This is a genomic window from Marinomonas sp. 63XJN7_7_ISO-PGPR-S23-202, assembly GCF_056173505.1.
The window spans coordinates 800,231-813,263 of record NZ_CM149677.1; the positions used below are offsets into that span (position 1 = coordinate 800,231).

Genomic DNA, 13,033 nt, shown 5'->3' on the forward strand with positions numbered 1-13,033 from the left:
GTTGTTTAAGTGGATACTAAATAGTGATTAGCTGATGTGGGTGCTTGAACCCACATCAATTTCTAAGGGAAAATGATGGGATATTTTTACGAGTAGCGACAGTCTTAATGGTTTCACCTTTCTCATCATATAAAGCACGTTTAAGCCAACAAGGGTTTGTTGACGATGCTACTCAGCGTCAAGCGCTTGTGTTACTTGATGCCTTGTTCCAACAACTCACTTCCGCTTCTCAATCTTCTTCTCCTAAAGGCGTTTATATGTGGGGAGACGTGGGACGTGGCAAAACCTTTTTGATGGACTTGTTTTACGACTGCTTGCCTGAAGGGGTTGGCCTACGTTTGCATTTTCACCATTTTATGTCGCGTTTGCATCGCGAATTGAACCTCGCTTCGGGTCAGGCGAATCCGCTAAAAGGCATTGCGAAAAGGCTCGCGAACGAATGTAAGGTGTTGTGTTTTGATGAGTTTTTTGTGTCTGATGTGGGCGATGCCATGCTGCTGAGTGGCTTAGTGGATGCCTTGTTTGAAGAGGGCGTGGTATTGGTGGCTACGTCGAATATTGCCATTGATCATTTATTCGATACCTTACTGGATTCGGCGCGTTTTGAGCCAGTTGTCAAAAGACTGAATGGCCAACTTCAAAGCGTTAACCTCAATGGAAAAGAAGACCACAGATTACGTCATAAGGGCATTGATCCCGTGTATTTTGTGCAAGATACCAGTGCATTAGAGTTGGCGTTCTTCACTTTATCCAAGGGGCCAATCACGGTGGAGCCTTTGACAGTGTGTCATCGCCAGATTCCGGTTATGAAGGCTTCTCAGAATGTGGCGTGGTTTGATTTTTTTGATTTATGTGATGGACCCCGCTCTTCGCTGGATTATATCGAGCTGGCCACTCTCTTTCCTATTATGATGGTGTCAGGCATTCCCCCTTTGAGCAGTGAGCCTTATGAGCATATTAAAGCGCGGGGGACGGAAGACAGTGCGTTGGGTTCTGGCTCGACAGGCGAGCGAGTGGTGTCCTATGGGATCAATGACGATGCGGTACGGCGCTTTATTAGTCTTGTGGATGAATGTTATGACCATCAGGTGGTGCTGTATTTAAGTGCGGCTTTGCCGCTTGATCGGTTATATCAAAACGGCTCGTTATTGTTTGAGTTTCGCCGAACCTACAGTCGTTTAATTGAAATGCAATCTTTGTATTATCAGTCGTTACGTAGCTCTTCACACTGATGGTGAATGGTTAGTTTATTGTTTGTGCTTGATAAAGTGCCCATCAGTGACCAATATAACTATTAAGACAACAACATAGCGATTATGACAACAATACCAATAATTAAGGAGGGCGATCATGCAGTATGAAGATCGCGTAGATGCATTAGTGGCTCCCAAAGGAGCATTAGAGATGTTATCGCAAGATGAGATCTCTCGCATGTCAGAAGATTCAGGTTCGCTTCATGAACTGTTTCGTCGTTGTGCTTTGGCCATTATGAATTGTGGTAGTGATACCGACGATGCCGAAGCTGTGATGAAGGAATTTAATGACTTTGAAATTAATATTATTCAGCAAGAACGTGGCGTTAAACTGGAATTAAAGAATGCCCCAGGCAGTGCATTTGTTGACGGTAAGATGATCAGCAGTGTTCGAGAAATGCTGTTTAGTGTGTTACGTGACATTATTTTTACCTACCATGAGTATCACTTAGCGCGTAATCTTGAAAATGCGAGCTCGAATAAAATTACCAACGTAGTATTTGAATTGTTACGTAATGCCAATGTGTTTCGTCGTATTCAAAGCCCAGACATGGTGGTCTGTTGGGGTGGGCACTCAATCGCCCGTCATGAATACGATTATACCAAACGCGTCGGCCATGAGCTTGGCTTAAGAGAGCTGAATATTTGTACGGGTTGTGGCCCAGGTGCGATGAAAGGCCCAATGAAGGGGGCAGCGATTGCTCACTCTAAGCAACGCATTCGTAATGGTGTGTATCTTGGACTCACTGAACCTGGCATTATTGCCGCTGAATCTCCTAATCCGATAGTTAATCAGTTAGTGATTATGCCCGACATTGAAAAACGCTTAGAGGCGTTCGTTCGAACAGGTCACGGTATTGTCGTCTTTCCTGGTGGGGCAGGGACAGCGGAAGAGATTCTGTATATTTTAGGGATTTTATTGCATCCTAAAAATGCGGATGTCCCCTTCCCATTGGTGTTTACTGGCCCCAAAGAAAGTGCCAACTATTTCGAGCAGATTCATGCCTTTATTGGTGATGTGCTGGGGGCGGCCGCGCAACAGAAATACCGCATCATTATTGATGATGAGGTCGAAGTGGCGCGAGCCATGAAACAAGGCTTGGAAGAAGTACGTCATTACCGTAAAGCCCATCATGATGCGTTTTACTACAATTGGAAGCTGCATATTCCGGAAGAGTTTCAACACCCATTCGAGCCGACCCACGAAAATATGCTGGGTTTGAGTTTGAACTTTAATCAAGAAACCCACTTATTGGCAGCGGATTTGCGTCGAGCCTTCTCGTCTATTGTGGCTGGCAATGTCAAAGCACAAGGTGTGGCTTACATTAAAGAGCACGGGCCGTTCCATATCCATGGGGATAAGCTGATACTTGAAAAACTGGATGCGCTGCTGCAAGCATTTGTTGCCCAGCAACGGATGAAATTGCCAGGAAGTGAGTATATTCCTTGTTATAAAGTCATCACAAATTAAGCGGTGATAATGCAGTAACAGAAAAGGGCCAGATGGCCCTTTTCTTATTTATATGGGGGAATGACAGTGATTTCTTTGGTTGATTAGCCAAAAATAGACCAGCCAATGTGATCTGATAGAGCTTCAAGGGCGGCAATGCCCGCTAAAGAATTGCCGGATTTATTCAGCTCAGGTGACCACACGCATACTGAAAAACGATTCGGCACAATGGCAATGATGCCACCACCGACGCCACTTTTTCCAGGTAATCCCACACGATAAGCAAAGTTGCCAGCTTCATCGTATAAGCCGCTGGTGGCAAGGAGACTGTTTACATGCTTGGCCTCACGGGCGCTGATGATTTGTTCGCCACTATGGTGGCAGTAGCCTTTATTGGCTAAGAAACTAAACGCTTTCGCCAGATCGATGCAGTTCATGCGCATGGCACAGTTATTAAAGTAATTGTGTAATACCGTTTCCACGTCGTTTTCAAAGTTACCGAAAGCTTTCATTAAATAGGCCATGGAAGCGTTGCGTGAGCGAAACTCAAACTCGGAACGGGCAACGACTTTATCGGATTTGAGTTTAGGATTCCCTGCAAGGCGACGGATGTATTCACGCATGGCGTAGTGAGGCGAGGCAAAACGAGATTGATTCATATCGCATACCACCAGCGCGCCAGCGTTGATGAAAGGATTACGTGGCACACCGCTTTCGTATTCCAGCTGTACAAGGGAGTTAAATGGATTGCCAGAGGGTTCACGACCCACTCTCTGCCACATGTCTTCGCCATGATGTTTTATCGCAAGAGTAAGGCTAAAGACTTTGGAAATACTCTGAATGGAAAAGTCGACTTTGGCTTGCCCTGCCTGAAATAATTCACCTTCATTGCTGTAAACGGCGATACCAAATTGATTCGGGTTCACATTGGCTAAGGCGGGAATATAATCGGCTACTTTTCCTGAGCCGATCAGTGGCCGCACGGTTCTTTCGATGGTCTGTAATAATTCATTCAAAACAAACAAGCTCGCGATGATGATTGGTTGGCGAGCTAGTATAGGGGTTTGTTATAAAAATTCTAGCTCCGAATGACAGCCCAAAAATGTTTTGTTGGCATCCGTGCCCGCTAGGTGGGGCTGTTTTTTATATGAGCTACGTGTTGAGCAATAATTTGCCCTGATATAGTGACTAAGTTTGGGGTGTTGGGGAGGCTATCAATGTGCCACCATGCCGCTTCTTCTATTTCGCCTGGGGCAGGGGTGAGCTCGCCTCCAGCATAGTCGGCAAAAAAGCCCACCATCATTTGATGAGGAAACGACCAAGGCTGGCTGCTAACATAGCGTATGTTGGTGACTTCAATGCCGACTTCCTCTCGCACTTCTCGGGCGACGGCTTGCTCTAACGTTTCACCTGCTTCAACAAATCCTGCGATATTACTGAATCTTTCTTTGGGCATGTGTGGGCCACGGGCTAGAAGCAAATGGTCGCCGTTTCGCACCGAAACAATGATACAAGGGGATATTCGAGGGTAATGACGGAGATTGCACTTTGGACAAATTTTGGTGTGTTCCGTCGTGTGTTTGTTGTTCATGGGGGTGCCACAGCGACCACAGAATTGATGATCTCTGTCCCAAGTAGAGAGTTGATGGGCGCGGCTTAACAGTAAGTAGTTGGCCTCATCCTGCATAAACAGTAGTTCGCGTAGATCTATTTCCGTAAAGCCTCTGGGGCGGTTTTCGAAGCGGCATACAAAGACATCTTGATTGGTTGCCTCTTGCTTCTCTGGGTTGCTTTGATCATTGCTTTGTGGATTCCATTGTCCGCAATAGATGGCTCGCATACTGCTATCAGGCTGGAAGTGATCAAAGGGGACTAAAAATTGATGGTCTTGTTCAATCAATACTTGGTTTTTAAACAATAAAATATACAGCGCATCTTGATGAGGTGAAGGGTGCGCATGGGTACCGATTTCTAACATGAGAAAACTCTAGTTGCGTCTGAAAAGTTTAAACTAACGCGAAGTTCGTAATGACGCAACTAAAGTGGGGGGTTAGCACCAATTTAAAATGACTTTTCCGGATTGGCCAGACGCCATGGCATCAAAACCTTGTTGAAACTCTTCAATACTGTACTGGTGGGTAATAATTGGGCTAAGGTCTAGTCCAGATTGCAACATGGCAACCATTTTGTACCAGGTTTCGTACATTTCTCGTCCATAAATGCCTTTGATAACCAAACCTTTAAAAATGATTTGGTTCCAATCGACATTTGTGTCTTTACTGGGAATACCCAGCATGGCGACCTTTCCTCCATGATTCATGCATTCAAGGAGGGATTGGAAAGCCATTCCGTTGCCTGACATTTCCAGGCCAACATCGAACCCTTCTAGCATGCCTAACTCGATCATGACATCGCGTAGGGGGTCTCTCGCGACATTGACAATTCGAGTAGCGCCCATTTTTCGGGCAAGCTCAAGGCGATAATCATTGACGTCGGTAATGACAACATTACGGGCACCCGAGTGTTTGGCAATGGCGGCGGCCATGGCACCAATGGGGCCAGCACCTGTGATGAGCACATCTTCCCCCACTAAATCGAAGGAAAGGGCTGTGTGTGTCGCATTACCAAAGGGGTCAAAAATGGCAGCGAGATCATCACTTATGTTGTTAGGAATCTTAAAGGCATTACTGGCGGGAATGGCTAAATATTCAGCGAAAGCGCCAGTACGATTGACGCCTACGCCTTGTGTCTGACGACATAAATGACGACGTCCTGCGCGGCAATTGCGGCATTGTCCACAAGTAATATGGCCCTCTCCAGAGACTCGGTCACCGATAGTAAAGCCTGTTACTTCTTCGCCAATTTGCGCAATTTCACCAACAAACTCATGGCCGACAGTCATCGGCACTGGGATGGTTTTTTGTGCCCACTCGTCCCAGTGATAAATATGCATGTCCGTTCCACAAATGGCTGTTTTACGGATTTTGATGATGACGTCATTGTGACCACATTCTGGATAGTTCTCTTCTGACATCCAGATGCCTTGTTTAGCATGGGTTTTGGCGAGTACTTTCATTGCTTGGGTCCTTCAATAATATGTAAATCACGACCAATTTTGGCAAAGGCGTCAATGGCATGATTTAACTGTTCCTTGGTCAAGGAAGCTGACATTTGCGTACGAATTCTGGCTTTACCCATAGGGACAACCGGGTAAGAAAAGCCTGTTACGTAGATGCCTTCTTTATAGAGTGCGTTTGCCATTTGTGTGGCAAGCTTCGCATCACCGAGAATAACAGGAATTATAGGATGGTCACCTGGAATTAAGGTAAATCCCAAATTTCCCATTTTCTTGCGAAAATAAGCACTGTTGTCTTTGAGTTGTTGGCGCGCCGCTTGACCCTTCTTAAGGGATTCCAGAATGGTTAAGGTGGTTGCCGTGATAATGGGCGACAGAGAGTTAGAGAACAGATAAGGGCGTGACCGTTGACGTAACCATTCTACGATGGGCTTAGAAGCACTTGTGTAGCCACCAGATGCGCCGCCAAGGGCTTTGCCCAGTGTCCCCGTAATGATGTCGACACGTCCCATAACATCGCAATATTCGTGGCTTCCTCGGCCATTTTCTCCTAAAAAGCCAACTGCATGCGAGTCATCAACCATGACTAAGGCATCGTATTTATCAGCAAGGTCGCAGATGGCGGGTAAATTGGCAATGATGCCATCCATTGAGAAAACCCCATCGGTGACAATCAGTTTCGTTTTAGCGCCATCTTTATCCGCCTGTTGTAAATTGGCTTCTAGCTCTTGCATATCGTTATTAGCGTAACGGTAGCGTTTGGCCTTACACAGGCGAATGCCATCGATGATGCTGGCGTGGTTAAGAGCGTCGCTGATGACGGCGTCGTCTTTATTAAGCAAGGTGTCAAAAAGACCACCGTTTGCATCAAAACAAGAAGAGTACAAAATGGTGTCTTCCATTTGCAAAAAGTCGCTTAGGCTTTTTTCCAATTCTTCATGGATATTTTGTGTGCCACAGATAAAGCGAACGGAGGCCATACCGTAACCAAAATCATCAAGGGCTTGATGGGCGGCTTGAGTGACCATCTCGTCGCTGGCTAACCCTAGGTAGTTGTTCGCGCATAAATTAATCAGTGGTTTGTTGTCTTTCGTGGTGATTTCACTGGCTTGTGGTGTAATCAGTGCGCGCTCTTCTTTATAGAGTCCATCGCTTTTAAGGGATTCAAGTTGTTCGTTAAGGTGGTGGAAAAAAACGGATTTGCTCATGGTTCACCTCGTTTGTAGTGTGCTTTTGGCACCAAATTGCACTCTGCTAACGCCAACCCATTACTAACAACAGATGACCAATACAGATTGATCATCGATGTATCGCAATGAGCTGCTTTGGCTTGATTGGCCTTGTTTGCGAGCAGCAGGGTAAGAGTACCAAGGGTTTATGGTATCTGCTTTTTTGAGTGTAGTTGGGATAGTTGGGGTAAAACAGAGGCAGTGACCGTGCAAAGTAAGCATAACAGTTTCCTTGGCTGGCTTTTTAAAGAACTCCTCGCGTAAAATAAGCGCAAATTTTAATCAAAGAGGTGTTCATGTTGTTTAGCATTCGGTGCGGTGTTCTTATTGGTGGTGTTGTTATGAGTCTTACAGCAAGCGCGCAAGATTACTTACCTATTCTTCAATACCATCATGTGTCTGATTCAACACCCGCCTCCACGTCTTTATCTCCTAAACAGTTTGCCAAACAGATGGCTTATCTAAAAAGTGCAGGCTTTCAAGTGGTCGATCTGAAAACGGCTTTGGATAAGATTAAGGCGCACGAGAGTTTGCCGAGCAAAGCCGTCGCGATTACTTTTGACGATGGTTATCGTGATATTTACGAATATGGCTTTCCCATTTTGAAGCAATATGGTTATCCCTTTACGGTATTTGTTAACTCTGAGCCGCTAAAGCAAAAGAATCCGCATTTTCTGACATGGCGCATTATGAAGGAAATGGAGAAGTCTGGGGCGGTGTTTGCTAATCATACAGTTAGCCATCCTTATATGGCCCGTAAGGAAAAAGGGGAATCTGATGCCGCCTGGCATGCACGTATGGAGAAGGAAGTGGCAGGTGTGGAAACGGCCTTAATCAAGCATCTTGGTCACTCCCCAAAAATGTTGGCTTATCCTTATGGTGAATCAAATCATCTGTTGCGTGCCATGATGAAAGAGAAGGGCTTTATGGCCTTTGGGCAGCAGTCTGGAGTGGTCAGTGCGGATTCTGACTTTGAAGATTTACCTCGTTTTCCTGCGTCAGGACGTTTTGCTACGTTATCGACATTAAAGTTAAAGCTGAACGCGATGCCAATGCCCTTGTTAAAAGAGGAGAGTGGCGACTATGCAGACGATCACCCTGTGTCGCTTCGTTTGACCTTTAAGCCCGGCAAGTACCGTTTAAAAGATTTGGCGTGTTATGTATCCGGTCAGGGTAAGGCGAATTTGGATTGGGTATCAAAAGACGAGGTCGTGGTAACTGCTACTAAGCCATTTAATGTCGGCCGCGGACGTATTAATTGTACCATGCCGAACAATTCAGCTAAGCAGTATTACTGGTATTCCAATGTTTGGATTCGTCCAGGAAAGGACCAACACTATATTATTGAAAAAAGTTAATCTTTTTTTAAAAAAAAGGTTGCACTGAAATTTGAAATCCGTAATATACACCTCGCTCGCAACGGAGGGGTGGCAGAGCGGTTTAATGCACCGGTCTTGAAAACCGGCGTAGGTTAGTAGCCTACCGAGAGTTCGAATCTCTCCTCCTCCGCCATCTTGTATAGGGTGTATGTTGCGGCAAGAAATAAAATTAGTTCCTCGATAGCTCAGTTGGTAGAGCAAATGACTGTTAATCATTGGGTCACTGGTTCGAGTCCAGTTCGAGGAGCCAATCGGAGTATAGCGCAGTCTGGTAGCGCGCCTGCTTTGGGAGCAGGATGTCGGGGGTTCGAATCCCTCTACTCCGACCAATTTTATTGATCATCTAGTAATGGTGGGCGTAGCTCAGTTGGTAGAGCTATGGATTGTGATTCCATCGGTCGTGGGTTCGAGCCCCATCGTCCACCCCATTACTCTGATAGTTGGGTCGTTAGCTCAGTTGGTAGAGCAGTTGACTTTTAATCAATTGGTCACTGGTTCGAATCCAGTACGACCCACCAGCTATATTCAGAATTACATTCTGCACAATCTGATTCATTCCTCGATAGCTCAGTTGGTAGAGCAAATGACTGTTAATCATTGGGTCACTGGTTCGAGTCCAGTTCGAGGAGCCAATCGGAGTATAGCGCAGTCTGGTAGCGCGCCTGCTTTGGGAGCAGGATGTCGGGGGTTCGAATCCCTCTACTCCGACCATCACGTCGTTATTAATAAAATTTTATGAGAAGGGTCGTTAGCTCAGTTGGTAGAGCAGTTGACTTTTAATCAATTGGTCACTGGTTCGAATCCAGTACGACCCACCATTTCTCTTATTATGCTTTTTACCTCTCTTTTTCATCCCTGACTGCTTTCTAGTTTACATTTTAGATTTTTATCGTCTATCGTCTATCGTCTATCGTCTATCGTCTATCGTCTATCGTCTATCGTCTATCGTCTATCGTCTATCGCGGTTTATGTGTCTATCGCGGTTTATGTGTCTATCGCGGTTTATGCGTCTATCGCAGTTTATGCGTCTATCGCAGTTTATGCGTCTATCGCGGTTTATGCGTCTATCGCGGTTTATTCGTCTATCGCAGTTTATGTGTCTGTCTCGGTTTAGGCGCGTCAATTGCTCTTATGTGTTATGTGTGTTTTGTCTTGCTGGGTGTGTGGGTGCGTGCTGTTGAAACTTTAAGAGATTGGAAGAAGAAGTTTGTGGATAGTACGTGGATAAGTCTGTGTTTAAGTGGCTTTTTTATCCATAAAGCATGGAAATGCCGTTAGGCTGTTAATAACCGCTTATTTTTTGATGAATATTCAAGGTTTTGGGGATTTTAGAAAAGAGAGTTTCTAGAAAAGATGGGAATGTTTAGAGTTTTTCTGAATAAATATTTGATTTATAAAGAAAAAAATAATGGTGGAGGGAGGTGGATTCGAACCACCGAAACTTTCGTGGCAGATTTACAATCTGCTCCCTTTGGCCACTCGGGAACCCCTCCACAAGAGCGCGGCAAATAATATATGCCGCGCTCTTGTATGTAAACACTTATTTCTATTTTTTTAAAAGTTTTTCCAGTTTTGCTTTCATCCGCTCTTCTGGGGATAAGTTTTCATAACCATCCTCTTCACGGCTTTTAGCTGACTGTGGCTTTTTAGCGGGTTTGCCTTTGGAAGCCGTAGCTGATTGCGGTTTTTTGTTACGCGCAGGGCGGTCCGTTTTAGGACGATCTGTCGTCTTTGGACGGTTGAATGTCTTCTTCTCTTTTTTGGGGATCATGGACTCAGGAAGGGCGGGTTCATCGCTCACGGCAACGCCTTCCAGATCCACGCGAGGCTGACCAGACAGTAGGCACTTCTTATAGCGGTCAGAGCGAGTATAAGCCGCTAGAGCGCGCTTTTGCTTGCTGGCATTAAAGTCATCATCCAAGACCATGTCTTTGTCTATACCGACTTTCAGTGGTTTAGGCTGGTTCCAATCAAACGCTTTAGGGTAACGGTCTTCGAGCATCTTAATCAGGCGACGATTATTTTTTTGGTTTTTTTGGCGCTTTTTCTGTTCCGGCGTCAAAGTCGCTTTTTCCGGTGTGCTGTCACTTGCTGATGGTACATCAGTGGTGTTTGTGTCCACTTGGTTGTCATCTTGTACGTCTTGCAAGCCGTTAAGCTCAGGTTGTTGTTTTGTCATGTAGTCAGTCTGTTCTGTTGTCGTGATTGTGATGCTGTTATCAGCAAGAGGATGCAGTAAATCAAAGCTTAACTGGTCTTCAGTGTCACTTTGATGTGTTACTGCCGTTTTGATGGTTTCCGCTGGACTGAGTAAATCAAGAGAGTCTTCGATATATAACTGCAATTGGTCTTCAGTGGAGCGGTTAACCATGTTCTGCAAAAGGTCCATTGAGGCGCTGCTGGTAAGAGACTCTGTTTGGCTCTCTTTGAGTGCGGCGATCTCCTCTTCAGCGGCACCTAATTTTTCAATTAGTCGGCTGACCTCTGCTTCAAGTTTGGCAATTAATTGTTCCATAAAGCAAGGCTCAAATTTTATAGCGGCGTCAACGGAACACTTGGCGTGTTAACAATGCCAAGCATCTCCTGTCGCTGCTGTTTGCTGGGCTCAACGATTTTTATTGTTGGTTTACTCGTGAGCCAAATATAAGCAGAAGTCGCGAGCAGGCACAAGATGAAAAGAGACATTAGCTTCATTGAATTAGAAGGTAAGTCCTGCGCCCACCATAACATGGCGGTCATATTTGTCGTTGCTACTATTTAGCAGTCTGACAAAGACATCCAGTCTGGAGGTATCGGATGTTGCGATGCGAAAGCCTGCTTCTGGGTAATAGACAGGGTCATCTAAGAAGTCAATACCGCCACCGATAAACGACCACATAGGAATGCCTGGGAAAAGCTGGAAAGCGGGGGTTGCGCTGTAGTAGCGGGCTCCCATGCTAAAGGCACTTTCGAAATCGTCACCTAAAGCAAAAGAAAAGCCAGCATAAGCGGAGATGTTTGCTGGCGTGGTGTATTCAATTTGAGTGTTCAATATCGATGTTAAGCTGCTGTCTTGCTCTTTGTTTATTTTTGGGCGAGCCGCAGTGGACTCAAAGGAGACTAAGCTAGCAATTTGCCCTTCTGCTGCAAAGGTACTCCCACAAAATAAAGCTAAAGTAGCAAATAGAATTCGTTTCATTGTTTGTTATCCAATTGGCTAAGGCGATTTAACATTTGAGAGAGGGAAGATTCCCAGTTAGCTTGTTGCTCACTTTTCTGATTCAAACTGCTTTCTAGTTCACTTTTTTCTTCGCTAAGCTCGTAGTTTTGCATTTCTAATTCCGCGATGCGTTGGCGTAATGAGCTGATTTCTTCTACTGCTTCATTGATGCGTTGTTCTAAGTGATGAAGTAATTCGTTGTTCATTGTAATGTCCTAAAATGTAAAACCGCTCTATAGAATATAAGGAGCGTAATTGTAAAAGTTACCATGCGATGACAACGTCATGCGGTTGTACGTTCAGAATTTTCGCATCAACCGACAGTTCCCCAATGGAAAAGTTAGGCTGAACTTGCGTTATAGTAACACTGATGTTGGCATTATTCAGTTGCGTTTCTGGTTTTTGGTCTTGGTCAAATATCTCATAACGACGATAGACCTTAAATTTATCTCCTGCTTTGACCCCGGACACGGAACCGGCGGCAATGTGAATTTGCTTCCCTTCAGTGCGAAAAATATTGGCCATAAAAGGTTGGCAGCGCAATTTTTCGCTGGTATCGATTGCGCTTTCTCTAAGAGTTTCTTTGACCACCTTGCCATAATGAGTCGTCCAAAACTGGGCGCTACCAAAACCAACTTTAGCATGATCAGAAATATCCCAGTCGCCTATTTCACTATAACGTTTTTGAAATAGCAATGCGCCACTGAAACCATCGTAGATATAAATGTCTAAAACGAAGTCTCTTTGCTTTTCACTTTTGTCGTCTGTGCTGGCATAAGGGTCATTTGGACGTCTCATATAAAGAGGAGAAATATCACGTATAACGCCACTGACAACATACTGTGTGCCAAGTTTTTGAGCGACTCGAACCACATCGGTTAAGGTGTCATTGTTGTTTGTAAGTGAAGGCGCGTTGATCTTGTCTGGGTAAAGGGAGATATTGGTTGCCGCTAAAGCTCTTAAAAAGCCTTGTTTATTGATAACGTCGGCAAAATCTTTGGGAAGCTCTCTGGAGATATTGCCTAAGGCTCCGAGGCTGGCTTGTTGTCTGTGTTCCAAAGGAAAACCAGTGATAGCCACGGATTTTTTATAATAATTCGTGGCACCATTACTACACATGTTGTCGGCTGTCACGTTGACGCGGGCGACGACCGTTAAAAAGTCGCCTTTTTGGGTTTCGGAAATGATTTTGGCATGTTGAACTCGCCCAGCGCTGCGTATTTTCAAGTCAGAGTTGAGCTCGCCGTTGTTAAGAATATCCTTAACACTGACACGTGAGCTGGACTGAAGGACGGCCTGTTTAATAGCTTGTTGCGTCGCTCGATAGCGAGCATCATTGATGTCGCCATTATATATAATGGCAGTACCAACTGCGTCGACGGTTTGAGCAATACTGTTGCCGACCGATGCAAGAACCATAATGATGTAAATCAGATAGCGAAACATC

13 protein-coding genes and 9 tRNA genes are annotated in these 13,033 nt (G+C 45.1%); 12 read left to right on the forward strand and 10 right to left on the reverse strand.

Annotation, left to right across the window (positions count from 1 at the left end):
- Positions 1-107 precede the first annotated feature (107 nt).
- Complete coding sequence (zapE, locus tag AC0VYG_RS03660) at positions 108-1,232, forward strand: cell division protein ZapE (protein WP_475430997.1); 1,125 nt, start codon at positions 108-110, stop codon at positions 1,230-1,232.
- Positions 1,233-1,350: 118 nt separating this feature from the next.
- Positions 1,351-2,724 carry a nucleotide 5'-monophosphate nucleosidase PpnN gene (ppnN, locus tag AC0VYG_RS03665; protein WP_475430998.1) on the forward strand — a complete coding sequence of 458 codons (1,374 nt, stop codon included), beginning with the start codon at positions 1,351-1,353 and terminating at the stop codon, positions 2,722-2,724.
- 83 nt (positions 2,725-2,807) lie between these two features.
- Here the strand turns inward: ppnN and glsB are convergent, their stop codons facing one another.
- From glsB to AC0VYG_RS03690, 5 genes are all read right to left on the reverse strand, one after another.
- Positions 2,808-3,719, reverse strand: coding sequence for a glutaminase B (glsB, locus tag AC0VYG_RS03670; RefSeq protein WP_475430999.1), 912 nt, complete (start codon positions 3,717-3,719; stop codon positions 2,808-2,810).
- Positions 3,720-3,829: 110 nt separating this feature from the next.
- On the reverse strand, positions 3,830-4,681 hold the full coding sequence (nudC, locus tag AC0VYG_RS03675) for an NAD(+) diphosphatase (RefSeq protein WP_475431000.1): 852 nt from the start codon (positions 4,679-4,681) through the stop codon (positions 3,830-3,832).
- Between the two features lie 72 nt (positions 4,682-4,753).
- Positions 4,754-5,779 carry an L-threonine 3-dehydrogenase gene (gene tdh, locus AC0VYG_RS03680; RefSeq protein WP_475431001.1) on the reverse strand — a complete coding sequence of 342 codons (1,026 nt, stop codon included), beginning with the start codon at positions 5,777-5,779 and terminating at the stop codon, positions 4,754-4,756.
- Positions 5,776-6,987, reverse strand: a complete 1,212-nt coding sequence (locus tag AC0VYG_RS03685) for a glycine C-acetyltransferase (RefSeq protein ID WP_475431002.1) — start codon at positions 6,985-6,987, stop codon at positions 5,776-5,778. Before AC0VYG_RS03685 ends, tdh begins: the two co-directional genes overlap by 4 nt.
- A gap of 63 nt (positions 6,988-7,050) precedes the next feature.
- The gene (locus tag AC0VYG_RS03690) at positions 7,051-7,230 is read right to left on the reverse strand and encodes a hypothetical protein (RefSeq protein WP_475431003.1); all 180 of its coding nucleotides are present in this window, start codon (positions 7,228-7,230) and stop codon (positions 7,051-7,053) included.
- 74 nt (positions 7,231-7,304) lie between these two features.
- On the opposite strand from AC0VYG_RS03690, the gene AC0VYG_RS03695 reads away from it, so the two are divergent.
- From AC0VYG_RS03695 to AC0VYG_RS03740, 10 genes are all read left to right on the forward strand, one after another.
- Positions 7,305-8,366, forward strand: a complete 1,062-nt coding sequence (locus AC0VYG_RS03695) for a polysaccharide deacetylase family protein (RefSeq protein WP_475431004.1) — start codon at positions 7,305-7,307, stop codon at positions 8,364-8,366.
- A 63-nt stretch (positions 8,367-8,429) separates the two neighbouring features.
- Positions 8,430-8,520 (forward strand) — tRNA-Ser (locus AC0VYG_RS03700).
- Between the two features lie 41 nt (positions 8,521-8,561).
- Positions 8,562-8,637 (forward strand) — tRNA-Asn (locus tag AC0VYG_RS03705).
- Positions 8,638-8,639: 2 nt separating this feature from the next.
- Positions 8,640-8,716: transfer RNA gene (locus AC0VYG_RS03710), tRNA-Pro, on the forward strand.
- A 23-nt stretch (positions 8,717-8,739) separates the two neighbouring features.
- Positions 8,740-8,815 (forward strand) — tRNA-His (locus tag AC0VYG_RS03715).
- A gap of 14 nt (positions 8,816-8,829) precedes the next feature.
- Positions 8,830-8,905, forward strand: a tRNA-Lys gene (locus tag AC0VYG_RS03720).
- A 38-nt stretch (positions 8,906-8,943) separates the two neighbouring features.
- Positions 8,944-9,019, forward strand: a tRNA-Asn gene (locus AC0VYG_RS03725).
- Positions 9,020-9,021: 2 nt separating this feature from the next.
- Positions 9,022-9,098, forward strand: a tRNA-Pro gene (locus AC0VYG_RS03730).
- Positions 9,099-9,129: 31 nt separating this feature from the next.
- Positions 9,130-9,205, forward strand: a tRNA-Lys gene (locus AC0VYG_RS03735).
- A 152-nt stretch (positions 9,206-9,357) separates the two neighbouring features.
- On the forward strand, positions 9,358-9,501 hold the full coding sequence (locus AC0VYG_RS03740; protein WP_475431005.1) for a hypothetical protein: 144 nt from the start codon (positions 9,358-9,360) through the stop codon (positions 9,499-9,501).
- A gap of 295 nt (positions 9,502-9,796) precedes the next feature.
- Here AC0VYG_RS03740 and AC0VYG_RS03745 read toward each other — a convergent pair.
- The 5 genes from AC0VYG_RS03745 to AC0VYG_RS03765 all read right to left on the reverse strand — a co-directional run bounded on the left by AC0VYG_RS03745 (position 9,797) and on the right by AC0VYG_RS03765 (position 13,032).
- Positions 9,797-9,880 (reverse strand) — tRNA-Tyr (locus tag AC0VYG_RS03745).
- A gap of 53 nt (positions 9,881-9,933) precedes the next feature.
- A complete protein-coding gene (locus AC0VYG_RS03750) occupies positions 9,934-10,902 on the reverse strand; it encodes a ProQ/FINO family protein (protein ID WP_475431006.1) in 969 nt (322 codons plus the stop codon).
- Positions 10,903-11,085: 183 nt separating this feature from the next.
- Entirely contained in the window at positions 11,086-11,565 is a 480-nt protein-coding gene (locus AC0VYG_RS03755; protein WP_475431007.1) for a hypothetical protein, read from the reverse strand.
- Positions 11,562-11,792 (reverse strand): cell division protein ZapB, encoded by a 231-nt coding sequence (locus tag AC0VYG_RS03760; protein WP_475431008.1) that lies wholly within the window; start codon positions 11,790-11,792, stop codon positions 11,562-11,564. The genes AC0VYG_RS03755 and AC0VYG_RS03760 overlap by 4 nt, the downstream gene beginning before the upstream one ends.
- Positions 11,793-11,850: 58 nt before the next feature.
- Complete coding sequence (locus AC0VYG_RS03765) at positions 11,851-13,032, reverse strand: flagellar assembly protein T N-terminal domain-containing protein (protein WP_475431009.1); 1,182 nt, start codon at positions 13,030-13,032, stop codon at positions 11,851-11,853.
- Between the last annotated feature and the right edge of the window lies 1 nt (position 13,033).